Annotated in this window: 20 protein-coding genes; 14 read left to right on the top strand and 6 right to left on the bottom strand. The window is 71.0% G+C overall.

The genetic code is table 11. The features are described 5' to 3' along the window. Positions 1-40 precede the first annotated feature (40 nt). The 5 genes from sucB to BLU79_RS24835 all read left to right on the top strand — a co-directional run bounded on the left by sucB (position 41) and on the right by BLU79_RS24835 (position 7,487). Entirely contained in the window at positions 41-1,825 is a 1,785-nt protein-coding gene (gene sucB / locus BLU79_RS24855) for a 2-oxoglutarate dehydrogenase, E2 component, dihydrolipoamide succinyltransferase (protein ID WP_093908082.1), read from the top strand. 286 nt (positions 1,826-2,111) lie between these two features. After that, positions 2,112-2,741 carry a GntR family transcriptional regulator gene (locus BLU79_RS24850; protein WP_093908081.1) on the top strand — a complete coding sequence of 210 codons (630 nt, stop codon included), beginning with the start codon at positions 2,112-2,114 and terminating at the stop codon, positions 2,739-2,741. A gap of 282 nt (positions 2,742-3,023) precedes the next feature. Continuing rightward, positions 3,024-5,726 (top strand): pyruvate dehydrogenase (acetyl-transferring), homodimeric type, encoded by a 2,703-nt coding sequence (gene aceE / locus BLU79_RS24845; protein ID WP_093908080.1) that lies wholly within the window; start codon positions 3,024-3,026, stop codon positions 5,724-5,726. 101 nt (positions 5,727-5,827) lie between these two features. After that, entirely contained in the window at positions 5,828-6,802 is a 975-nt protein-coding gene (locus BLU79_RS24840) for a helix-turn-helix transcriptional regulator (protein ID WP_093908079.1), read from the top strand. A 166-nt stretch (positions 6,803-6,968) separates the two neighbouring features. Beyond that, the gene (locus tag BLU79_RS24835; protein ID WP_093908078.1) at positions 6,969-7,487 is read left to right on the top strand and encodes a DUF4240 domain-containing protein; all 519 of its coding nucleotides are present in this window, start codon (positions 6,969-6,971) and stop codon (positions 7,485-7,487) included. 24 nt (positions 7,488-7,511) lie between these two features. On the opposite strand, the gene BLU79_RS24830 is transcribed toward BLU79_RS24835, so the two are convergent. Next, positions 7,512-7,733 (bottom strand): hypothetical protein, encoded by a 222-nt coding sequence (locus BLU79_RS24830; RefSeq protein WP_093908077.1) that lies wholly within the window; start codon positions 7,731-7,733, stop codon positions 7,512-7,514. A gap of 204 nt (positions 7,734-7,937) precedes the next feature. Between BLU79_RS24830 and BLU79_RS24825 the strand changes: the two genes are divergently transcribed. After that, positions 7,938-9,065 carry a lipid II:glycine glycyltransferase FemX gene (locus tag BLU79_RS24825; RefSeq protein WP_093908076.1) on the top strand — a complete coding sequence of 376 codons (1,128 nt, stop codon included), beginning with the start codon at positions 7,938-7,940 and terminating at the stop codon, positions 9,063-9,065. A gap of 13 nt (positions 9,066-9,078) precedes the next feature. On the opposite strand, the gene BLU79_RS24820 is transcribed toward BLU79_RS24825, so the two are convergent. After that, positions 9,079-9,840 (bottom strand): peptidoglycan recognition protein family protein, encoded by a 762-nt coding sequence (locus BLU79_RS24820; protein ID WP_177001169.1) that lies wholly within the window; start codon positions 9,838-9,840, stop codon positions 9,079-9,081. A gap of 1,057 nt (positions 9,841-10,897) precedes the next feature. Here BLU79_RS24820 and BLU79_RS24815 point away from each other — a divergent pair. After that, the gene (locus BLU79_RS24815) at positions 10,898-12,082 is read left to right on the top strand and encodes a MarP family serine protease (RefSeq protein ID WP_093908075.1); all 1,185 of its coding nucleotides are present in this window, start codon (positions 10,898-10,900) and stop codon (positions 12,080-12,082) included. Between the two features lie 41 nt (positions 12,083-12,123). On the opposite strand, the gene BLU79_RS24810 is transcribed toward BLU79_RS24815, so the two are convergent. Continuing rightward, positions 12,124-12,624 carry a GNAT family N-acetyltransferase gene (locus tag BLU79_RS24810; protein ID WP_093908074.1) on the bottom strand — a complete coding sequence of 167 codons (501 nt, stop codon included), beginning with the start codon at positions 12,622-12,624 and terminating at the stop codon, positions 12,124-12,126. 71 nt (positions 12,625-12,695) lie between these two features. On the opposite strand from BLU79_RS24810, the gene BLU79_RS24805 reads away from it, so the two are divergent. Both BLU79_RS24805 and BLU79_RS24800 read left to right on the top strand, forming a co-directional pair. Beyond that, on the top strand, positions 12,696-13,601 hold the full coding sequence (locus BLU79_RS24805; protein WP_093908073.1) for a TIGR01777 family oxidoreductase: 906 nt from the start codon (positions 12,696-12,698) through the stop codon (positions 13,599-13,601). Positions 13,602-13,792: 191 nt separating this feature from the next. Next, positions 13,793-15,175: an NAD(P)/FAD-dependent oxidoreductase gene (locus BLU79_RS24800; protein WP_093908072.1), complete on the top strand. Its 1,383-nt coding sequence runs from the start codon at positions 13,793-13,795 to the stop codon at positions 15,173-15,175. Between the two features lie 105 nt (positions 15,176-15,280). On the opposite strand, the gene BLU79_RS24795 is transcribed toward BLU79_RS24800, so the two are convergent. Continuing rightward, positions 15,281-16,717, bottom strand: a complete 1,437-nt coding sequence (locus BLU79_RS24795; protein ID WP_093908071.1) for an NsdA family TPR-like regulatory protein — start codon at positions 16,715-16,717, stop codon at positions 15,281-15,283. 282 nt (positions 16,718-16,999) lie between these two features. On the opposite strand from BLU79_RS24795, the gene lipB reads away from it, so the two are divergent. From lipB to BLU79_RS24775, 4 genes are all read left to right on the top strand, one after another. After that, a complete protein-coding gene (lipB, locus tag BLU79_RS24790; RefSeq protein ID WP_093908070.1) occupies positions 17,000-17,797 on the top strand; it encodes a lipoyl(octanoyl) transferase LipB in 798 nt (265 codons plus the stop codon). A gap of 105 nt (positions 17,798-17,902) precedes the next feature. Further along, the gene (gene lipA / locus BLU79_RS24785; RefSeq protein WP_093908069.1) at positions 17,903-18,868 is read left to right on the top strand and encodes a lipoyl synthase; all 966 of its coding nucleotides are present in this window, start codon (positions 17,903-17,905) and stop codon (positions 18,866-18,868) included. Between the two features lie 257 nt (positions 18,869-19,125). Next, positions 19,126-19,326 (top strand): SCO2195 family GlnR-regulated protein, encoded by a 201-nt coding sequence (locus tag BLU79_RS24780; protein ID WP_093908068.1) that lies wholly within the window; start codon positions 19,126-19,128, stop codon positions 19,324-19,326. A 71-nt stretch (positions 19,327-19,397) separates the two neighbouring features. Next, positions 19,398-20,099, top strand: a complete 702-nt coding sequence (locus tag BLU79_RS24775) for a DUF4191 domain-containing protein (RefSeq protein WP_093908067.1) — start codon at positions 19,398-19,400, stop codon at positions 20,097-20,099. 113 nt (positions 20,100-20,212) lie between these two features. On the opposite strand, the gene BLU79_RS24770 is transcribed toward BLU79_RS24775, so the two are convergent. After that, complete coding sequence (locus BLU79_RS24770) at positions 20,213-20,680, bottom strand: RDD family protein (RefSeq protein ID WP_093908066.1); 468 nt, start codon at positions 20,678-20,680, stop codon at positions 20,213-20,215. 198 nt (positions 20,681-20,878) lie between these two features. Between BLU79_RS24770 and glnA the strand changes: the two genes are divergently transcribed. Then, entirely contained in the window at positions 20,879-22,288 is a 1,410-nt protein-coding gene (gene glnA / locus BLU79_RS24765; RefSeq protein WP_093908065.1) for a type I glutamate--ammonia ligase, read from the top strand. Positions 22,289-22,355: 67 nt separating this feature from the next. Here the strand turns inward: glnA and BLU79_RS24760 are convergent, their stop codons facing one another. After that, a complete protein-coding gene (locus BLU79_RS24760; protein ID WP_093908064.1) occupies positions 22,356-23,315 on the bottom strand; it encodes a hypothetical protein in 960 nt (319 codons plus the stop codon). Positions 23,316-23,418 lie beyond the last annotated feature (103 nt).

The raw sequence follows: 23,418 nt of genomic DNA, 5'->3' as shown, positions 1-23,418 counted from the left end.
GACTTCAGACTTCCGCAATTCGTAAGGAGCAACCGAAACCATGGCGGTTTCCGTAACCCTTCCGGCGCTCGGCGAGAGCGTCACCGAGGGCACTGTCACCCGCTGGCTGAAGGCCGAGGGTGAGCGCGTCGAGGCCGACGAGCCGCTGCTCGAGGTCTCCACCGACAAGGTCGACACCGAGATCCCCTCCCCCGCCGCCGGCGTCCTGGCCTCCATCAAGGTCGCCGAGGACGAGACGGTCGAGGTCGGCGCCGAGCTGGCCGTGATCGACGACGGGACCGGTGCCCCCGCGGCTGCCCCGGCGCCCGCCGCCGCCGAGGCTCCGGCCCCGGCCGCCGAGCCCGCTCCGGCCCCCGTGGCCGAGGCCCCCGCCGCCCCGGCGCCCGCCGCCGAGGCCCCCGCCGCCGCTCCGGCCGGTGCCGCCGAGGGCACGGACGTGGTCCTGCCCGCCCTCGGCGAGTCCGTCACCGAGGGCACCGTCACCCGCTGGCTGAAGTCGGTCGGTGACAGCGTCGAGGCCGACGAGCCGCTGCTGGAGGTGTCGACGGACAAGGTCGACACCGAGATCCCCGCGCCCGCCTCCGGCACGCTGCTGGAGATCGTGGTCGGCGAGGACGAGACGGCCGAGGTCGGCGCCAAGCTGGCCGTCATCGGCGTCGCGGGTGCCGCTCCGGCGGCCGCCCCGGCCCCGGCTGCTCCGGCCCCCGCCGCCGCTGCCCCGGCTCCGGCTGCCCCCGCGGCTCCGGCCGCTCCGGCTCCCGCCCCCGCCGCGCCGGCCGCGCCCGCCGCTGCCGCCCCGGCTCCGGTCGCCCCGGCGGCTCCGGCTCCGGCTCCGGCCCCGGTCACCCCGGCTCCGGCCGCTCCGGCCGCCGTCGGCGCGACCGACGAGGGCGCCTACGTCACCCCGCTGGTGCGCAAGCTCGCCGCCGAGAACGGCGTCGACCTGGCCACCGTCAAGGGCACCGGCGTCGGCGGCCGTATCCGCAAGCAGGACGTCATCGCCGCCGCCGAGGCCGCGAAGGCCGCCGCCGCTGCTCCGGCTCCGGCCGCTGCCGCGCCGGCTGCCGCCGCTGCCAAGAAGGCGCCGTCCCTGGAGGTCTCCCCCCTCCGCGGCCAGACCGTCAAGATGCCGCGCATCCGCAAGGTCATCGGCGACAACATGGTCAAGGCGCTGCACGAGCAGGCGCAGCTGTCGTCGGTCGTCGAGGTCGACGTCACGCGTCTGATGAAGCTGCGCGCCCGGGCGAAGGACTCCTTCGCGGCTCGCGAGGGCGTCAAGCTCTCCCCGATGCCGTTCTTCGTCAAGGCCGCGGCCCAGGCGCTGAAGGCGCACGCGCCCATCAACGCCAAGATCAACGAGGCCGAGGGCACGATCACCTACTTCGACACCGAGAACATCGGTATCGCGGTGGACTCGGAGAAGGGCCTGATGACCCCGGTCATCAAGCACGCGGGCGACCTCAACATCGCCGGCATCGCCAAGGCCACGGCCGACCTGGCGGGCAAGGTCCGCGCCAACAAGATCACGCCCGACGAGCTGTCCGGCGCGACCTTCACCATCTCCAACACCGGTTCGCGCGGCGCGCTCTTCGACACGATCATCGTGCCGCCGGGCCAGGTCGCGATCCTCGGCATCGGCGCCACGGTCAAGCGCCCGGCCGTCATCGAGACGGAGGAGGGCACGGTCATCGGCGTCCGCGACATGACGTACCTGACCCTCTCCTACGACCACCGCCTGGTCGACGGCGCCGACGCGGCCCGTTACCTGACGGCGGTCAAGGCGATCCTGGAGGCGGGCGAGTTCGAGGTCGAGCTCGGCCTCTGATCTCCCCTGTCGGGTAGTACGGCGCCCCGTCCGGAGCTTCTCCGGACGGGGCGTCGCTTATGCAGCAGGGGCCGCCTGCAACCCCCTCAGGGGCGCGGGGAACTGCGCGACCAGCCACACACGACGCGCAGCCGCACGACGACAATCCGAACCGAGCCCCTGGGCGCCCCGCTCCACCCACGGCGTGTAAGTCTCGTCTCACCTGCACTAAAGCGCCCTCAAGCGCCACCCCCACGGAGCGCAACGGCCGTATTGTCTAAACGTCAACGCGCCCTAAGGAGCCCTCATGACCGCCCCCGTCATCCACTCGCTGCGCGAACAGATCCGCGAGCACATCCTGGAGGGGATCATCAGCGGTCGCTGGCAGCCGGGCGAGCGAATCGTAGAGCGGCGGATCGCGACGGAGCTGGAGGTCAGCCAGACCCCCGTACGCGAGGCCCTGCGCGAGCTTGAGTCGCTGCGGCTGATCGAGTCGGCGCCCAACAAGGGCGTACGGGTACGGAGTCTGACGGCCGCCGACCTGGAGGAGAGCTACCCGGTCCGAGCCGGCCTGGAGGCCATCGCGGCGGAACTCGCGGCCGACCGCCTCGCGGAGGACTGCTCGGCCCTGGAGCCCCACGTCGCGGCCCTGTACGAGGCCGACCGCTCGTCCGACGGCACGGCCCAGGTACGGCACACGGTCGCCTTCCACCGCGAGATGGTCCGCGCGGCGGGCAACTCCGTGCTGCTGCACACCTGGGAGGGCCTGGGCATCGAGGTGTTCACGGCCCTGTCCATCCGTTGGCTGGGGACCGTGCAGCAGTCGTACGCCGAGGAGCACCAGGAGCTGGTGGCCGCGTTCCAGCGCCGGGACCCGCGGATCGCCGAGATCGTCAAGGCCCACGTGCTCGGCTGCGCCCCCCGGCACGAGCCCTGAGCGCGACCGCGCACGCCCTGAGCGCCACCCCGCTCATACGTATCCCCACCTGCGAAAACCGCTCGAAAACGCGGCACCCGGTGCCTGCCCGAAAGGCACCGCGTGCCTACTTTCTCGTGATCAAGAGGTTTTCGTCCTCAACCCTTTGATCGATCATCGATCAGCGAGTTATTGTCGCCGACGGACCTCCACCGAGGTCTCCGCCCTGTCCTGCCAAAGACCAAGGGCACCCCCGAACCCTTACCGATGAGGGAACCCCCTTCGACTGAGGAAGGCGGCGACATGACCGACCCCAACGCCATCCAGCCGAGCGCGCTCGACCAGCTCCCCGACCGGGATCCGGAGGAGACCGCCGAATGGCAGGCCTCACTGGACGCGGTCGCCAAGGCGGCCGGTCCGCACCGCGCCGCATACCTGATGCGACGCACGCTGGAGCGAGCCGAGGGCACCGGCATCGCGCTGCCCAAGCTCCTCGAGACCGACTACGTCAACACCATCCCGACCGCCGCCGAGCCGTCCGTGCCCGGTGACGAGGCGATGGAAGCCCGTATCACCGCGTGGAACCGCTGGAACGCGGCCGCGATGGTGAGCCGGGGCAGCAAATACGGCGTCGGCGGCCACATCGCCACCTTCGCCTCCGCGGCCTGGCTCTACGAGACCGGCTTCAACCACTTCTTCCAGGGCAAGGAGCGGGACGGCTCCGGCGACCAGCTCTACATCCAGGGCCACGCCTCCCCCGGCATCTACGCCCGCGCCTTCCTCGACGGCCGGCTGAACGAGCAGCACCTCGACAACTTCCGCCAGGAATCCGGCGGCAACGGCCTCCCGTCGTACCCGCACCCGCGCCGTCTGCCCTGGCTGTGGGAGTTCCCGACGGTGTCGATGGGCCTCGGCCCGCTGTCGGCCATCTACCAGGCCCGCTTCAACCGCTATCTCACCAACCGCGGCATCAAGGACGTCTCCGCGTCCCACGTGTGGGCCTTCCTCGGCGACGGCGAGATGGACGAGCCGGAGTCCACGGCGGCCCTCGCCCTGGCCTCCCGCGAGGGCCTGGACAACCTGACCTTCGTCATCAACTGCAACCTGCAGCGCCTCGACGGCCCGGTCCGCGCCAACTTCAAGATCGTGCAGGAGCTGGAGGCCCAGTTCCGCGGCGCCGGCTGGAACGTCGTCAAGACGCTGTGGGGTACGGCCTGGGACGAGCTGTTCCAGCTCGACACCACCGGCGCGCTCGTACGCCGCCTGCGCGAGGTACCCGACGCGCAGGTGCAGACGTACCAGACCCGCGACGCCGCCTACATCCGCCAGGACTTCTTCGGCAAGGACCCGGCGCTCGTCGAGATGGCGAAGCTGCTGAGCGACGACAAGATCCTGGAGTGCTTCCACCTGTCGCGCGGTGGCCACGAGGCCCGCAAGGTGTTCGCGGCCTACAAGGCGGCCCTGGAGTTCAAGGGCGCTCCGACGGTCATCCTGGCCCAGACGGTCAAGGGCTTCACGCTCGGCGAGGGCTTCGCGTCCAAGAACGCCAACCACCAGATGAAGAAGCTCTCGGTGGACGAGTTCAAGAACATGCGCGACCTGCTGGAGCTGCCGATCTCGGACAGCCAGTTCGTCGACGGGGTCGTCCCCTACGGCCACCCCGGCGCCGACTCCCCCGAGGTCCGCTACCTCCAGGAGCGCCGCGCGGCCCTCGGCGGCCCGGCCCCGGCCCGCCGTACGCACGCGCTCGCCCCGCTGCCCGCCCCCGCCGAGAAGGCCTTCGCCTCCTTCGACAAGGGCTCCGGCACGCAGAACGTGGCCACCACCATGGCCTTCGTCCGCCTCATCAAGGACCTGGTCCGCGACAAGGAGACGGGCAAGCGCTGGGTGCCGATCGTGCCGGACGAGGCGCGCACCTTCGGTATGGAGTCGCTGTTCCCGTCCCTCGGGATCTACTCCCCCAAGGGCCAGACGTACGAGCCCGTCGACCGCGACCAGCTCATGTACTACAAGGAGGCCAAGAACGGCCAGATCCTCAACGAGGGGATCACCGAGGCCGGTTCGATGGCCGACTTCATCGCCGCGTCCACCGCGTACTCCACGCACGGCGAAGCGATGATCCCGTTCTACATCTTCTACTCGATGTTCGGCTGGCAGCGCACGGCCGACCAGATGTGGCAGCTCGGCGACCAGCTCGGCCGCGGCTTCCTCGTGGGCGCGACGGCCGGCCGTACGACGCTGACGGGCGAGGGCCTGCAGCACGCGGACGGTCACTCGCCGGTGATCGCGGCGACGAACCCGGCGGCGCTGACGTACGACCCGGCGTTCGCCTACGAGGTCGCGACGATCGTGCGCGACGGCCTGCGCCGTATGTACGGCGAGGCGGCGCCGGGTGAGGACCCGAACGTCTTCTACTACCTCACCGTCTACAACGAGCCGATGCCGCAGCCCGCGAAGCCGGCCGGCCTCGGTATCGACGAGGGCATCGTCAAGGGCCTGTACCGCTTCAACACGGCGGAGTCGGCGGACCTGTCCCCGGCGGCGAACGCCCCGCGCATCCAGCTGCTGAGCTCCGGCACGGCGATCCACTGGGCTCTTCAGGCGCAGAAGCTGCTCGCCGAGGAGTGGGGCGTGGCGGCCGACGTCTGGTCGGCGACGTCCTGGACGGAGCTGCGCCGGGACGCCCTGGAGGCGGACGCCGCGCTGCTGCGGGGCGAGGAGCGGGTGCCGTACGTCCGTCAGGCGCTCCAGGGTGCCGAGGGCCCGGTGCTGGCGGTCTCCGACTACATGCGCCAGGTTCCCGACCAGATCGCGCAGTGGGTCGAGCAGGACTACTCCTCCCTCGGCGCCGACGGCTTCGGCCTCTCCGACACCCGCGAGGCGGCCCGCCGCCACTTCGGGGTCGACGCCGAGTCGATCGTCGTCGCGGCCCTGGCCCAGCTCGCGAGGCGGGGCGAGGTCAAGGCGACGGCGGTGAAGGAAGCCCGGGAGAAGTACGGGCTGTAACAGCCGACGCTCGGTGAACGCTCGGTGAAGGGGTACGGCGACCGCCGTACCCCTTCATCGTTGTCGATGGCGTTGTCAGTGGGCCCCGGCATGATGGCCGTATGCGTGCTGCCCGGCTGATCAAGATGGTGCTGTTGCTCCAGTCCCAGCCCTCCATGACCGCCGCCGAACTCGCGCGCGAGCTGGAGGTGTCCGAGCGGACGGTGACGCGGGACGCGCAGGCGCTGTCGGAGGCCGGGGTGCCGGTGTACGCGGATCGGGGGCGGGCCGGCGGGTACCGGCTCATCGGGGGGTATCGGACCAGACTCACGGGGCTCGGGCGGAGTGAGGCCGAGGCGTTGTTCCTCAGCGGTGTTCCGGGTGCGCTGCGGGAGATGGGGCTGGAGGACGCCGCCTCCGCCGCCCGGCTGAAGGTGTCGGCGGCCCTCATGCCCTCCCTGCGCGACGCGTCCCGTACGGCCGCCCAGCGGTTCCATCTGGACGCCCCGAACTGGTTCAAGGAACCGAAGACCCCCGAGCTGCTGCCGACCGTCGCGGAAGCGGTGTGGGACGACCGGCGGATCGTGGCCCGGTACCGGCGCGGGGAGGGCGAGGTCCAGCGGGAGCTGGAGCCGTACGGGCTCGTGCTGAAGGCGGGGGTCTGGTACGTGTGCGCCCGCGTGGCCGGGCACGGCTCGTACCGGGTGTACCGGATCGACCGGTTCACCGCCGTGGACGCCGGTGACGAGCGGTTCGAGCGGGACGAGGAGTTCGATCTGCCGGGTTTCTGGGACGAGCGGGCGGAGCAGTTCGCGCGGTCCATCCTGCGGGGCGAGGTCGTGGTGCGGGTGTCGCCGGGCGGTGCGCGCAGATTGCCGTACGCCCTCGATCCGCAGTCCGCGCGGGAGGCGCTGGAGGCGGCCGGTGCGCCGGACGGGGACGGGTGGGTGACGCTGACCCTGCCGGTGGAGTCGGAGGAGGTCGCCCACTCCCAGCTGGCGATGCTCGGGCCCGAGGTCGAGGTGCTGGCGCCGGAGGCGCTGAGGGCGCGTTTCGCGAGCGATGCGATACGGCTGGCCGAGCTGTATCGCACGTGACGCGCAGGCATACGGCGTGGGCCGAGCCGTATGCCCGCCATGCGGGGCCGCACACGGGCCGTGCGGCCATGCCCATCCGGTATCCGTGCGGCCATGACAATCCGGTATAACAATCCGCCCCACTCCACGTGCGCCCCACCCGCCCAGGGCCGATGCTGGACCCGTGATGGACGAGACGGAGTTCTGGGAGCTGATCGACGGAACCAGGGAGGCCGCCGAGGGCGACCCCGAGGAGCAGGCCGACCTGCTGGTGGACCGGCTCCTGGCGCTGGACCCGGAGATGATCCTGGACTTCGCCCGTCACTTCGAGGCCCGCTACAACCGCGCGTACACCTGGGACCTCTGGGCCGCCGCCTGGGTCCTGCTGGACGGGGCCAGTGACGACGCGTTCGACTTCTTCCGGTGCTGGCTGATCGGCCAGGGCCGCGAGGTGTACGAGGGCGCTGTGCACGACCCCGACTCGCTGGCCGACCTGCTGGACGACTTCGACGAGGAGTTCGACGGCGACGCCGAGGAACTCGGCTACGCGGCCGACGAGGCCTACGAACAGCTCACCGGCACCGTCGCCCCCGACCTCGGCATCGAGCCCGCGCCCCCGGAACCGGTGGGCACGCCGGTCGACTTCGAGAACGAGCGGGCGCTGGCGGAGCGGTTGCCCAGGCTGTGGGAGCGGTTCAAGGACTGACTCCCCGACCTGAAGGGCTGCTCCTCAGGCCACGGCGGCACGCCTGCGGGTCGATTCCGACGGGATGTACGCCTGGGTCTGCTCGGCCTTCACCGCGTGGTACATCGGCGCCTGGTTGGCCTGGTCGAGCGCGGACGCCGTGACGGCGGCCGGGCCCAGGACGACGGTCGCGACCGCGCAGACCACCGTCCAGACGCGCGCGCTGCTGGTGCCCCTGCCGCTGTTGTTGTCACCACTGCTGCTCATGATCCCCACCTCCGGTCAGTGCGTGTGCATGACGATAGGAAGGCCGCCTCGGCGCGATCCTTGAGTCGGCTACGAGAAACCTGTGAGGGCGGGCGCGCACGCGCGGAGTTCTGGTGTCCGTCGGCCTCCGTTCACCCGTGAACTCTTGACCGATCCGGTGATCCCCGGATTACGGTGGCCGCCCCGACCAGGAGCACCCTGCCCATGACCAGCCTGTTCGTGCGGGAGATACCGCGCGCGGAACACCTCGCCGATCTGCGGCGGAATCCCGACGCGAGCCATCTCCAGATCCCCGAGTGGGGCGACGTGAAGCCCGGCTGGCTGCCGGAGAGCGTCGGCTGGTTCGACGGCGAGGAGATGATCGCGACGGCGCTGGTGCTGTACCGGCCGCTCCCCGGGACCCGGCGCTATCTCGCCTACCTCCCCGACGGACCCGCGATCGACTGGCGCGCTCCGCGTCTGGAGCGGTGGCTGGACCCGCTCGTCGCCCACCTGAAGCGGATCGGCGCGTTCGCGGTCCGGATCGGGCCGCCCCTCGTCGTACGGCACTGGGACGCCGACACCGTGGCCGCGGGCATCGCCGACCCCGACGTACGCCACCTCCACGATCTGCCGACGGCCGGCATCGACGGCTACGCGCTCGACGTCGCGGAACGGCTGCGCCGGCTCGGGTGGCGGCGGTGCGCGGAGGACGACGGGAGCGGTTTCGGCCTCGGCCAGCCGCGGTACGGCTGTGAGATCCCGTTGGCGGGGCGCTCGGTGGACGATCTGCGCGGCGCCCTCGCCCCGCACTGGGAGCAGTCCCTGCGGACGGCCGAGGCGTCGGGCGTCCGGGTCTCCTGGGGCTCGGCCGCCGACCTGCCCGAGTTCCACCGCCTGTACACCGCGACCGCCGCCCACGACGGCTTCAAGGCCCGCCCACTGGACTACTTCGGACGCATGTGGCAGGCCCTGAACGCCGAGGACGACGACCGGCTGCGGCTCTATCTCGCCGAGTACGACGGCGAGGTGCTCTCCGCGGCCCTCATGATCAACGTCGGCTCCCGCGCCTGGCACTCGTACGCCGCGTCCGGCCGCCGGGGACGCCAACTGCGTCCCAGCAGCGCACTGTTGTGGCGCATGCTGCTCGACGCCCGAGCGGCGGGCACCGAGACCTACGACCTGCGCTCCATCACCCCCTCCCTCACCGAGGACCGCCTGCTCGGCCGACTCCGCTTCAAGACGGGCACGGGTGGCCGGGCGGTGGAGTACCTCGGGGAGTGGGAGCTGCCGGTGGGGAGCCAGGGGAAGGTGTTGCAGCGGGCGTTGGGGGTTTATCTCGGGCGTAGGTGATGAGGGGCCGGGCTCATGGCCGTTGCGCCACCACCGTGTTTCTGCCCTGGAGATGTGCCGCCAGTTGTCTGATCTCGGGGAGGCGGGCGGTGAGGGCGGCGCCCGGGCAGCTGGTCATGTAGCCGTCGTCGTGGCCGGCGAGGGCGGGGAGCGTGGCGGTGCTGCCGGAGGCGTAGCGGCTGAGGCTGTTGCTGGAGGTCAGGCGGACCTTCGCGCGCGGGTCCGTGTCGGACAGCCCCAGCTTCCACGCGGCCAGCGCGGCGATCGCCTCGGTCATCGCCTTCGGCACGGCGACACCGGCCGTGAAGGTGCCGAGTGCGGCGATGCCGGTGGTGCGGTGGTTGAAGCCCTGGGTGTGGGCGCCGGTGACGGCACGGTCGACGCCGCCCGCGCGGCCCTCGTAGATCGTGCCGCAGCGGTCGACGAGGAAGTTGTAGCCGATGTCGTCCCAGTGCCGGGAGCCGGTCTGGCCGGCATAGAGGTAGCGGATGATGCGGGGCGCGTCGGCGCAGTCGTAGCCGTTGGGCGAGTCGGTGTGATGGACGAAGACGGCGACGACGCCGTCGTCGTAGCGCGGGGGCGGCTGCGCATGCCGGGTGTCCTCGTCCAGCCAGGCCGTCCTCGGCACGATGTCCGGCCGGGGCGCCTGATGCGAGGCGGCCTGCCGCACCACGACCGCCCCCTGCCCGCCCGCAGCGACCGTACGCTCCACCCCGCTCGCACACAGCACCAACGCGAGGAGGGCTGCGAGACCGGGGAGACAGCCGAGGAGCACGAGGAGGGCGGCGGGGATGGGGCGGCCTGTGGAGGGCTGGAGGCGTGAACGGAGGCGGTGGCCGGTAAGGGTCCGCGGCCAGGCTCGGAGGCGACCGCCCACGGGAGGCTCGGGCCCGGATCGAAAGCGAGGGCCGGCGGGAGTCTGGAACCGGGACCGGAAGAGCTGGCCGACGGGAGTCTCAGGCCGCGATCGGAAGCGCCGGCCGGCCAACGGCAGCGCCCCAGGACGAGGGTGCCGAGCGGCGGGTTGCAGCCGGGTTCTGCGATGCCCGCCGACGGAGGAGGGCCGCGGCCGCTTTCGGAAACGCTGATCGGCAGGGGGTTGAAGCCGCGCTCGAGGTTGCCCGCTCCAGGGCCGCAGCGCTTCCGAGCCCTTCGCCGCCCGCGCCGCCCCCTCCTCACTCGCCGCCCCCTCTACGCGCCCCGCGCCCGACCCGCGCACAGCCTCCTCACCCTGCTCCGCGCCCCGCCCAAGCGCCGTCTCCTCCCCCTGCTCCACGCCCGCGCCACGCCCGTCTGGCACCCCACCCGCCCCACACGCAGCCTCACCCTGCTCCACGCCCTGCCCAAGCGCAGCCTCCCCCAGACACCCCGCGCCCGACCTCATCGCGGCCCCCCACACCCCCTCAACCTCGACCTCACCCCCCGATGGCCGCGCAGCTCCCTCCCCCCGCCTCCCGCTCACCCAGCACGCAGCCCCGTCCACCCCCGCCGCACCACCACTCGCCCCGGTCGCCCCCGGCGCACACCCCTCCGCCCCCGTCACCCCCCATATCCGCGCAGCCCAAGGCATTCGCACGGCACGTGGTCTTCGTCTCCCCCGCGTTCTCCTGAAGACCCGTCGGGTGACCCGTCGGAAGGCACGCATGGTCTTACTGTCCGACGGATCCCGTCCGCCCGCGATGTGTGGTGTGCCACCCGGTGGAACCATCGTCCTGGTCCGGGGCGTTTCTCCAGGTGCACGCAGCGTGGCCGGTTCCGGGCGGCACGCGTGCGTGTGCTGATCAACGGGCGCATCCCGCGCGTACTAAGGGGTCCGAGAGAAAGGCGGCTCCGTGGACCTGCTCGACATCCTGCTGTTGCTGGTCATCCTGGCCTACGCGGCATCCGGCTACCGGCGCGGACTGGTCGCCGGCTGCGTCTCGCTGGCCGGCTTCGTCGGCGGCGCGGTGATCGGCGTATGGATCCTGCCGTGGATGATGGACCTGGTCACACCGGGTACGACCCAGGCGACGGTCACGGCGGTGCTCACGGTGCTGGTCCCGGCCGTGGTGGTGCACGAGCTGGCGGGGCGGCTGGCGCTGCGGCTGCGCCGGGAGCTGGACCAAGGACCGCTCAGGGTGGCCGACGGGGTCGGCGGGGCGGTGGCCAACTCGGTGGCCGTACTGATCGTGTCGTGGGTGGCGGCGAGCGTCCTCGCCGCGTCCTCCTCCCCGCTGCTCACCTCGGCGATCCGGGACTCCCGGCTGCTCGGCACCGTGCAGGACGCGATGCCGGACACCACCCCGGCCTGGTTCTCCCGGGCCACCTCCGCGCTCACCGAGGCGGGCTTCCCGCAGGTCTTCAACCCGTTCGAGAACGAGTCGACGGCCGAGGTCGCCAAGCCCACCGGCGACAGCGTCACCTCGGCCGCGACGGACGCCGCCAAGCGCAGCACCGTCAAGATCGAGGGCGTCTCGGGCACCCAGGGCCGCGAGGGAAGCGGCTTCGTCTACGCCCCGCAGCACGTGATGACCAACGCCCACGTGGTGGCCGGCATCGACGAGCCCGGCGTCCGGATCGGAGGCGTCGGGAGGTCGTACGAGTCACGGGTGGTGCTCTTCGATCCGGAGCGGGACGTGGCCGTGCTGTACGTGCCCGACCTGCGCGCCCCCGTCCTGCGGTTCGACGACGACGCCGACCGCGGCGACTCGGCCGTCGTCGCGGGCTACCCGGAGGACGGCGACCTGAACCTCCAGGCGGCGACGGTCGCGAACCGCGTGCGCGCGACCGGCCAGAACATCTACAACGACGACACCGTCACCCGCGAGATCTACTCGATCCGCTCCACCGTCCGCCCCGGCAACTCCGGCGGTCCGCTGCTGACCACCGACGGCAAGGTGTTCGGTGTCGTCTTCGCCCGCTCCACGTCCGACGACGAGACCGGCTACGTCCTGACGGCCGCCGAGGTCGCCGCCGACGCGAAGCGCGCGGCCAAGGCGACGGCGCCCGTGGACACAGGGGATCTCGTCTCGTCCTGACGCCGCGTCCCGACGTCCCCCCCTCCCCCCGCGGTGAGCGATCAGAGCCCCTGTCCCATGATCACGTCGTCCACGTACTGACCGCCCAGGAAGAACTCCTCCGGCAGCACGCCCTCCACCACGAACCCCTCGGACTCGTACAGCTTGCGCGCCGGCGTGTTGTGGCCCAGGACGCGCAGGGTGATCCGCCGCGCGCCCCTGCGTCGCGCCTCCTCGACGGCCGTGCGGATCAGGGCCCGCCCGATGCCCCGGCCGCGCACCTCGTCGGCGACGGCGAGCCCCTGGATCTGCCGCACATGCGCGCTGGACGCGAGCGGAGTGGGGAAGCCCAGACGGACGAAGCCGACGATGCGGCGGTCGAGCTCGGCGACCAGATGGTCGTCGGGGGCGTGGCGCTCGTCGAAGAACGGCGGGTAGGGCGCCCGCGGCTGCGGCACGACCGCGTGCAGGTACGACCATGTGCGGCGGTCGAGGACGGACAGCTCCTCCTCGTCGTCCGGAAGGGCGATGCGTATGTACGGCGACTGGTAGAGCTGCGGCATGGGCGCCACCCTAAATCCCGGGCACCGAAACCCGACCGGGGTCTTATGTGGTCAGAGGCAGGATGAGGTTTATGGAACATTCAAGAATCGCCGTCGCCGGATCCTCCGGCCTCATCGGCGGCGCCCTCGTGAAGTCCCTGCGTGCCGACGGGCACGAGGTGGTGCGGCTGGTGCGCCGTGCGCCCGGGTCCAAGGACGAGGTGCAGTGGGATCCGGAGGCCGGGTCCGTGGACGCGGCGGGGCTCGCCGGGTGCGACGCGGTCGTCAATCTGGCCGGGGCCAACGTGGGTTCGCGCCGCTGGACGGAGGCGTACAAGGCGAAGCTGCGGCGCGGCCGGGTGCTGGGCACGACGGCGCTCGCAAAGGCCATGGCGTCGCTGCGGCCCGCGGAACGGCCGCGGGTCTTCGTCAACGGCAGCGCGATCGGCTACTACGGCGAGACCGGCGAGCGGGCCGTCGACGAGAGCGCCCCGCCCGGGGAGGGCTTCCTGCCCTCGCTGGTGGTCGACTGGGAGGGCGCCGCGACGCCCGCGCGGGAGGCGGGCGTACGGACGGTGTTCACTCGCACGGGGCTGGTGGTGGCCCGCGAGGGCGGGGCCTGGGGGCGGCTGTTCCCGCTGTTCAAGGCGGGCCTCGGCGGGCGGATGGGGAACGGGCGGCAGTACTGGTCCTTCGTCTCGCTGCACGACGAGGTGGCCGCCATCCGGCATCTGATCGACCGGGACGACCTGTCGGGCCCGTTCAATGTGACCGCCCCGTATCCGCTGACGAACCGTGAGATCACCGCGGCGATGGGGCGGGTGCTGCACCGGCCGACGCTCTTCGCGGTTCCGGCGCCGGTATTGCGGACCGTGCTCGGCGAGATGGCCGGGGACGTGCTCGGCAGCCAACGGGTGCTGCCCACAAGGCTGTTGGAGTCCGGGTTCACCTTCGCGTTCCCGGAGATCGAGGGGGCGATCCGGGCGGCGGCCGAGTAAAGGGCAATCCGGGGCCGAGCAAAGGAAGGCTCCACTCCGTGTCCGTATGCGACCGCTGTGCGACCGTGCTCTGTCGATGCGCGACTGTTCCCGACCGATCACGGCCCTAACCTCGTCCCGAACTCGGGTATCTCCAGAGCCCGTTGGGGGCATGACGTCTCCACCGGCCGCGCAACCTCGAGGAGGGGCACGTGCTTGAGCCCGCGTACCAGGCGGACGTCGTCATCGTGGGAGCCGGGGTCGCCGGACTCTCCGCGGCGCATCGACTGACCAGCGCAGGAGTAACGACCGCGGTCCTGGAGGCCACCCCCTACGCGGGCGGCCGAATGTCGACCGAGAAGATCGACGGGTTCCGGCTCGACCGGATCGGCCAGCTCCTGTCGACCTCGTATCCCGAACTTCGCCTGACACCAGGGCTCGACGCACTCGCACTGCGCCCCTTCGCGCCCGGTGTACTGCTGCACAGCGACGGACGACGACACCGCGCGGGCGCCGTACCGAGCTCGATGAGCACGAGGCGCGCGAGGGGCGCACTCCATGCGGTGCGCGCCCTGGCGAGCGCCCCTCGGTCGACGTCCGTGCGGGGCGTTCCGGGGCAGACGACCCTGCCGAGGGTGCGCGCGAGCGCCCCGCTGGGTACCGCCGTCGACCAGGCCCGGCTCGGCGCCGCGCTCGCCCGCCTCGCCTCCGCGCCCGTCGAACGGCTGCTGGCCCGCCCCGAGTCGGCGGCCGCGCAGGCCCTCGCCGAGCGGGGCCTCCCCGCGCGGACGATCGACGGCTTCCTGCGGCCGCTGCTCGCCGCGCTGCTGTGCGACCCGGAGCTGACGACGTCCAGCCGGTGCGCGGACCTCGCGCTGCGCGCCTTCGCGAGCGGACGACTGTGCGTGCCCGAGGGCGGCGCCGAGGCGCTCCCGGAGCTGCTGGCGCGGGCCCTTCCGGCGGGCACCGTGCACACCGGCGTGCGGGTCACGTCGGTCGCCACGACCTCGGTGACCACGGCGGAGCACGGCGAGATACGGTGCCGGGCCGTGTTGCTGGCGACGGACGCGCGGACCGCCGCCGAGCTGCTGCCGGGCCTGCGCGTACCGGACTTCCACCCGGTGACGGTCGTCCACCACACGACCGACGAACCGCCCGCGACCGGCGCCTCGCTCCTGCTCGACGCCGACCGGGGCGGTCCGGTCGCGCACACGGCGGTGATCAGCCAGATCGACCCGAGCCGCGCACCCGCGGGCCGGGCCCTGATCTCCTCGACGGTCCTGGGCACACCTCCGCCCGACATCGACACATCCGTACGGATGCACCTGTCCCGCCTCTACGGCACCTCCACCACGCGCTGGGAGACGCTCGCCGTGCACCACACCCCCGAGGCCGTCCCGGCGATGCGCCCACCGCACGACCTGCGCCGCCCGGTACGCCTGCTGGCCGGCCTGTACGTGTGCGGCGACCACCGGGACACCAGCACGGTCCAGGGCGCCCTCCACTCGGCCCACCGCGCCGCGTCGGCGATCCTGACGGACCTGACGGCGGCGGGCTCACTGCACCGGGCGGAGCCGTTGAGGACGGCGGCTTGAGAACGCCCCCGACAGCCGCGCCCCGAAAGGGGCGCGGGGAACTGCGCGACAAGCCCCCACCAAGCCGCGCAGGACCCACCCCGGTCGGAGCTACGACGAGACCACCTACCCCAACGCCGCCACCTTGTCCCGATAACCCCGCACCGGCGCCGCATCCCGATACGGCTCCAACCTCCGCTCGAAGTCCTTGACGTACTCGATCGCCCGCACCGACCGCATCTCCGCAGCCTGACCCGCGGCTTCGGCACCGAGCGCACAGGCCTGATCGAGCTCACCAAGACCCAGGCGCGCGGAGGCAAGGACGACGCGGCAGAACAGCCGGCTGCGGGCATACGCAGGCGCACGCAGCTGCAACGACCGCTCCGCATGCTGAGCCGCCGCGCGAAACTGCTGCAGATCCCGGTGGCAGTGCCCGAACTCGTCGGCGAGCTGCGCCTCGTCGAAGAACCGTGCCCAGTACGGCACATCGTCGGCGGGGCGCGCCGCTTCGAGGGCGCGCTCGGCCCGCACGAGGGAGGCCGTACAGGCGCGCACCTCGCCCAGTACGCCGTGTCCGCGCGCCTCGCACGCGTGCAGCAGGGCCTGCACAACCGGCGGCGCGCTGGTCCCCACGCCCTGCTGGGCCACCCGCGCGAGCTGGACGGCCTCGCGGCCGTGCCCGAGGTAGACGGCCTGGCGGCTCATGGTGACCAGGACGTAGGAGCCGTACGCCCGATCACCGGCCGCCTGCGCGAGGCGCAGCGACTGGACGAAGTAGCGCTGGGCGAGACCGTGCGCCGCGATGTCGTACGACGTCCAGCCCGCGAGCCGGGTCAGGTCCGCGGCGGCGGCGAACAGCTGGCGGCCGGTCTGCTCGCCGTACGTGCCGCGCAGCATCGGCTCGCACTCGTGCTCCAGGTAGCGCACGAGGGCCTGCCGGGCGTGGCCGCCGCCGTACTTGTCGTCGAGGGAGCGGAACAGCTCGCCGACCGAGCGCAGCGCGGCGATGTCGCCGCCGGTGACCTTCTGCCCGGGCCCGCGTTCGGCCTGGCTGCGCTGACGGGGCACGGTCGGGCGGCCCTGGGCCGGGATGCGGGTGAGCGGCTCGCCGCGGGCGACCCTCTCGTCGGCGCGGCCGATCAGCCAGTCCCGGCTGGGCACGACGAGGCCGGCCGGGGTGAAGGCGATCTTGCGGAGCTCGGCATGGCTGCCGGAGTCCTTGCGCCACAGGCCGCTGATGATGTCGACGGCCTCCTCGGGGGTCGCGGCGAACTCCAGCCCCGCGTACACCGGCGCGCAGGCGTCGAGGCCGAGGTCCTGGGCGGTGAGCCGGCGCCCCAGGCGCCGGGTGAAGACCTCGGCGATGAGGGCCGGGGTCGTTCCGCGCGGCTGCTGTCCGCGCAGCCAGCGGGTGACCGATGTCTTGTCGTATCTGAGATCAAGCCCGTGTTCGAGGCCGAGCTGGTCCACTCGGCGGGCGAGACCCGCGTTGGAGAATCCCGCTTCTGCGATGAGCGCGGCGAGCTGTCGGTTGGGAGTGCGCTGCGCGGGTCGTTCCGTCATCTGCGGTGCGGTCTCCTGCCTTTCGGGCCTCGCAAAGCCATACGGCGGCTGAGTGCCCGGATTGCCGGTGAGCAGCCCTTTTGGCCTCTCGAACGGCGCGAATGTAGCGGAGAGTAAGCAGTCGATCGCACATTTCGCCGCCTATTCATCCGATCGTGTGAGGATTGCCCTACTGGGCTGACGCGGACCGAGGGGCATCACCCGAACGAGCCGGTCGTACAGTGGCGTAGGCACGCTTTGTGCCTTACGAGCTGCCAGGGCACTTCGAGGGAGGCGCTTGCCGTGAGTGAGTTGCGGTTCGTCCGTGTGGGATTCGGTACGGACGCCGTCGAGTACCAGGAGGCGTGGGACGAGCAGCGCCGGGTACACGCGGCGCGATTCGAGGACGAGATCCCCGACACGGTCCTGCTGCTCGAACACCCCCCGGTCTACACGGCGGGCCGGCGCACGGCGGACAACGAGCGGCCCCTGGACGGCACGCCGGTCATCGACGTGGACCGCGGCGGCAAGATCACCTGGCACGGCCCCGGCCAGCTGGTCGGCTACCCGATCCAGAAGCTCCCGCGCCCCGTGGACGTCGTGGCGCACGTACGGCGCCTGGAGGAGGCCCTGATCCGCATGTGCGCGGAGTTCGGCCTGGAGACCACCCGGGTCGAGGGGCGCAGCGGGGTGTGGGTGCTGGGCGACCCGGTCGAGGAGCGTCCGGCGCTCGGCGGCCTCGCGCTGGACTTCGACCCGCGGCTCACCGACGAGGAGTTCGACCCGCGCCTGAACGGCCCCGAGTACGCGCCCTCCAACGCGGGCCAGCGTCGCGAGGACCGCAAGATCGCCCAGATCGGCATCCGCGTGGCCAAGGGCGTCACCATGCACGGCTTCTCGTTCAACGTGAACCCCGACATGAAGTGGTTCGACCGCATCATCCCGTGCGGCATCCGGGACGCGGGCGTCGCCTCCCTGGCCGCCGAGCTCGGCCGGGACGTCACGATCGACGAGGTGCTGCCGGTCATCGAGCGGCACTTGAGGGACGTACTGGAGAACGCGGAGCTGAAGCCGCGGGAGATCGAGCCGGCGACCGCCTGAGGCCGGGAATGGGTCCTGCGGCTACAGGGTTGGCCTGACCGCAGGGCTCAGTAAACACGGGCGTACCCTGGTGTACGCCGACGAATCGAAGCACAGGGAGCCGACGTGTCCGCAGTCTCACCGGACGGACGCAAGATGCTGCGCCTGGAGGTCAGGAACGCCCAGACCCCCATCGAGCGCAAGCCCGAGTGGATCAAGACCCGGGCGAAAATGGGTCCCGAGTACACCAAGATGCAGAGTCTCGTGAAGAGCGAGGGCCTGCACACGGTCTGCCAGGAAGCCGGCTGCCCCAACATCTACGAGTGCTGGGAAGACCGCGAGGCGACCTTCCTCATCGGCGGCGACCAGTGCACCCGGCGCTGCGACTTCTGCCAGATCGACACCGGCAAGCCCGAGGCGCTCGACCGCGACGAGCCGCGCCGCGTCGGCGAGTCCGTGGTCACCATGGACCTGAACTACGCCACCATCACCGGCGTCGCCCGCGACGACCTGGAGGACGGCGGCGCCTGGCTGTACGCCGAGACCGTGCGCCAGATCCACCAGCAGACCGCCGGCCGCGAGGGCGGCCACACCAAGGTCGAGCTGCTCGCGCCCGACTTCAACGCCGTCCCGGAGCTGCTCCAGCAGGTCTTCGAGTCCCGCCCCGAGGTCTTCGCGCACAACGTCGAGACGGTGCCGCGGATCTTCAAGCGCATCCGCCCCGGCTTCCGCTACGAGCGCTCCCTGAAGGTCATCACCGAGGCCCGCGACTTCGGCCTGGTGACCAAGTCCAACCTGATCCTCGGCATGGGCGAGACCCGCGAGGAGGTCAGCGAGGCGCTCAAGCAGCTGCACGACGCGGGCTGCGAGCTGGTCACGATTACGCAGTACCTGCGCCCGAGCGTCCGCCACCACCCCGTGGAGCGCTGGGTCAAGCCGCAGGAGTTCGTGGAGCTGAAGGACGAGGCCGACCAGATCGGCTTCTCCGGCGTCATGTCCGGGCCGCTGGTGCGCTCCTCGTACCGCGCCGGACGGCTGTACCAGATGGCCGTCGAGAAGCGTGGTGCCTACGTCGCCTCGCAGGCGGTCTGATGGCACGGAGTGCCACGCGAAGCGTGTGAACCTGCGCACAAGCAACTACCCTTCGGTAGCAGCCGATTGACGCGGTCCTGGACGTCCCCGCAGATAGGGGGGTTATCAGGGCCGCGTCAAGCTTTTCGGGCGGCGCATTAAGGCTTCATTGGTGTTTGACCGGTCGGTCACGCCCTGGTAACACCAATCAGTGACCCTGGTTGTACACCCCGTGCACCACTCACCAAAGCCGCCGATCCCGAGGGGGGACCTCCACCATGCAGGCCGCGCCGGTTCGCGCCACCGCCATTCCGTCGTTCACCACTGCACTCCGTGCCGTCGAGTCACTGCTGATGAGCAGCGGCCAGCGCACCGCCCGTCGCAACGCCTGGACGTCCGTACTGGAGGACCGCCGTCGCGCCAAGGACCGGGTCGAGGCGCAGCGCGTCCTGGACCAGGCCACCTCCGTCCACCCCTGACCCCTCCCCTTCCACGCCCCCCTTGGACACTGCCGTCGTCGGCGCTCCCGAGGCCACGTAGACTGCGTGGCATGGCGAGGAAGGACACGGCAGCGGACGCTGCGAACCCCGGGCGACTCAAGCAGATCGCTCTGACCTACAAGATGACCCGCAGGGCCGACAAGAAGATCGGTCTTGTACTCGCGGCTGTCGGAATCGTCACCTTCGGTGTCTTCCTCGCGATCGGTTTCTTGATCGGTCACCCCATCTATCTCGGCATCCTGGGCCTGCTCCTGGCCTTCCTCGCGACGGCGATCGTGTTCGGGCGCCGGGCCGAGCGGGCCGCCTTCGGGCAGATGGAGGGCCAGCCGGGCGCAGCCGCGGCCGTGCTGGACAACATCGGCCGAGGCTGGACGACGACGCCCGCGGTGTCGATGAACCGCAGCCAGGACGTGGTCCACCGGGCCGTCGGCAAGGCCGGCATCGTGCTGGTCGCGGAGGGCAACCCGAACCGGGTGAAGAGCCTGCTGGCCGCCGAGAAGAAGAAGATGAACCGCATCGTCGCGGACGTGCCGGTGCACGACCTGATCGTGGGCACGGGCGAGGGCCAGGTCGGGCTGAAGAAGCTGCGGACCACCATGCTGAAGCTCCCGCGCGTACTGACCGGCCCCCAGGTGACCGCCACCAACGACCGGCTCAAGGCCATGGGCGACCTGATGAGCAACATGCCGTTGCCGAAGGGGCCCATGCCGAAGGGCATGAAGCTGCCGAAGGGCGGGCCGAAGGCTCGCTGATCTCCTCCTCGTACGAGAAAGGGGGCGCCCGGATCATTCCGGGCGCCCCCTTCGTCGTACGAGTGCTGGGCGCGTTCGTCCTACGAGTGCCGGACGCGTTGGTCGTACGCGTACTAGATGCGCACCTCCACGGTCCCCGCCAGCCGGTCGTGCAGGCCGCGGCCGTCGCGGTCCCAGATCAGGGCGGGGATCGCGACACACAGCAGGGCGGTGCGCAGCAGGGCGCGCAGCGGGTTGACGGTGCCGGTCTCCAGGACGACCACGCGCAGACCGAAGAGGCGCTTACCCGGAGTGAAGCCGATGGTGCCGACCGTCAGGGCGCTCATCAGGAAGAAGACGAGCAGGGCCCAGTTTCCGGTCGCCTGGCCGTAGCCGTCGGTGATCAGACCGTATGCGATCAAGAGGCAGAAACCCCAGTCGACGGCGAGCGCCCCGAGCCGTCGTCCCGGCCGGGCGATGGAGCCCGGCCCCTCCTCGGGAAGGCCGAGTTGCTGACCCCTGTATCCGAAGTCGACACCGGCTTCCTCGGCGGCGGCGCGGGGGCCCGAGAGCCAGGATCCGATTGCTTGCCTCTTGTCCACGCGTCCACGGTACTGTGCCCGTTTTGCGATGTGGACAGGTGGGGTGGGGTGCGGGATGTCCGGTTAACGTGTGCGAAACAAATGGGTCACGCCCGAGAAATCACCCGTCCCTAGGGTCGAAGACAGCGTGTGCCACCGCACTGGCCGCACGAACGAACTACCACCCCGGCACGACGGGTCGGGAGTAGGAGGAGCTGGATGTTCCAGAACGCCGACGAGGCCAAGAAGTTCATCGCGGACGAGGACGTCAAGTTCGTCGACGTCAGGTTCTGCGACCTGCCGGGCGTCATGCAGCACTTCACGGTGCCCGTCGAGGCGTTCGACCCGGACGAGGAGCTCGCCTTCGACGGATCGTCGATCCGTGGTTTCCAGGCGATTCACGAGTCCGACATGGCTCTCCGTGCCGACCTGTCGACGGCCCGGGTGGACCCCTTCCGCCGGGACAAGACCCTCAACATCAACTTCTTCATCCACGACCCGATCACGGGCGAGCAGTACTCCCGTGACCCGCGCAACGTGGCGAAGAAGGCCGAGGCCTACCTCGCGTCGACCGGTATCGCGGACACCGCGTACTTCGGTCCGGAGGCCGAGTTCTACGTCTTCGACAGTGTGCGTTTCGCCACCACGTCGAACGAGTCCTTCTACCACATCGACTCCGAGGCCGGCGCCTGGAACACCGGTGCCCTCGAGGACAACCGTGGTTACAAGGTCCGCTACAAGGGCGGTTACTTCCCGGTCCCGCCGGTCGACCACTTCGCCGACCTGCGTGCCGAGATCTCCCTGGAGCTGGACCGCGCCGGTCTGAAGGTCGAGCGCCAGCACCATGAGGTGGGCACCGCCGGCCAGGCCGAGATCAACTACAAGTTCAACACGCTGCTCGCCGCCGCCGACGACCTTCAGCTCTTCAAGTACATCGTGAAGAACGTCGCCTGGCGCAACGGCAAGACCGCGACCTTCATGCCGAAGCCGATCTTCGGTGACAACGGCTCGGGCATGCACGTGCACCAGTCGCTGTGGACGGGCGGCTCCCCGCTCTTCTACGACGAGGCCGGTTACGCGGGCCTGTCGGACACCGCCCGCTACTACATCGGCGGCATCCTCAAGCACGCCCCGTCGCTGCTCGCCTTCACCAACCCGACGGTGAACTCGTACCACCGCCTGGTGCCGGGCTTCGAGGCCCCGATCAACCTGGTGTACTCGCAGCGCAACCGCTCCGCCGCGATGCGTATCCCGATCACGGGCTCCAACCCGAAGGCCAAGCGCGTCGAGTTCCGCGCGCCCGACTCCTCCGGCAACCCGTACCTGGCCTTCTCGGCCCTGCTGCTCGCGGGCCTGGACGGCATCAAGAACAAGATCGAGCCGGCCGAGCCGATCGACAAGGACCTCTACGAGCTGGCTCCCGAGGAGCACGCGGGCGTCGCGCAGGTCCCGACCTCCCTCCCGGCCGTCCTCGACTCCCTCGAGGCCGACCACGAGTTCCTCCTCCAGGGCGACGTCTTCACGCCGGACCTGATCGAGACGTGGATCGACTTCAAGCGCACGAACGAGATCGCGCCGCTGCAGCTGCGTCCGCACCCGCACGAGTTCGAGCTCTACTTCGACGTGTGATCCGCGGATTCCGCACAGAAGGCCGCCGTCCCGCACCGGGGTGGCGGCCTTCGCCGTGGAATACGCCCTAGTCCTCGGGCGGCTCGGGGACGCGCCAGACGATGCGGAACCGCTGGTCCGGCGGCAGCCCGAATCTGCCCACCGGGCCGATCGACTTGATGAGATAGCCGAAGATCTGGTGGTGGGCCTCCTCCGACAGCTCGTGCCAGGTCTCCGGGGTCGCGGTCATGACCTCCCGCATCAGCGAGGCGTCCGACTCCGCGCGCAGCATCTCGATGCGGTCCTCGCGGTCCATGGTCCGGTCGGCGTGCATGGCGCTGACCGAACGCTGCAGGAGGTTCGGTTCCACCTCGAGGCGCTGGAGGATGCGGTCGCAGCCGTAACGGAAGGCGGTGTGCATCTCGACCGCCTCCTGGTCCGGGAACCGGTAGCCGAAGGGGCTGCCTTCGTCGGCGCCGAGGTAGTCGCCCTTCAGGGTGCGCAGCAGGGCACGCAGGGCGGTTTCGGCGCCGTACTCCTCGATGAGGCGGACACCGGCCTGCACCCACTGGTCCTCCGAGATCTGCGGCTCGTGCGGCACGGCCAGGGAGGGGTCGATCTGGATGGCGTTGAACGGGTTGATCATCATGGCCAGGAACGACTCGGCGTCCCACTGCCCGTCGTCGCTGCCCCAGCCCTGTGAGAGGGCCAGTTCCCGGGCCGTCTTCATGCCGCCGGGTTCTCCCTCCCGCACCGCGCGCCACAGGGGCAGGAACCGTGCCACCTCGGCCGTCGGGTCCCGGGGCGGGTTGACGCAGGCGGCGGCCAGCACCGCCACGATCGACTGCACGGTCTCCCAGCGCGGGACGGTCAGTCCCTTGAGGGTCGTACGAACCCCCTCATGGCTGACGACAGCCGGATGATCGCCCTCGGCGATCAGCGCGCTCACCTTCCGCATGCCCGGGCTGCCCGCCGCCCGGTGGAGTTCCTCCAGCGCGTGTACCAGCTCCCGATGGGCTTCATTCGGTGGGAGGACGGTGTCGGTCACGGAAGGGCGGTTCCTCTCGGCCTTGCGGACGACGGTTCGGGCGAACCGTCAGATAGTGCCAAGAGTGTAGAAGTCGCAGGCAGGTGGCCCCGTGTCAGATTGC

It is taken from the genome of Streptomyces sp. cf386, from assembly GCF_900103585.1.
Lineage (GTDB): Bacteria > Actinomycetota > Actinomycetes > Streptomycetales > Streptomycetaceae > Streptomyces.
Note: the sequence above shows the minus strand (reverse complement) of the source record. Positions and strands in the feature narration are given on the sequence as shown.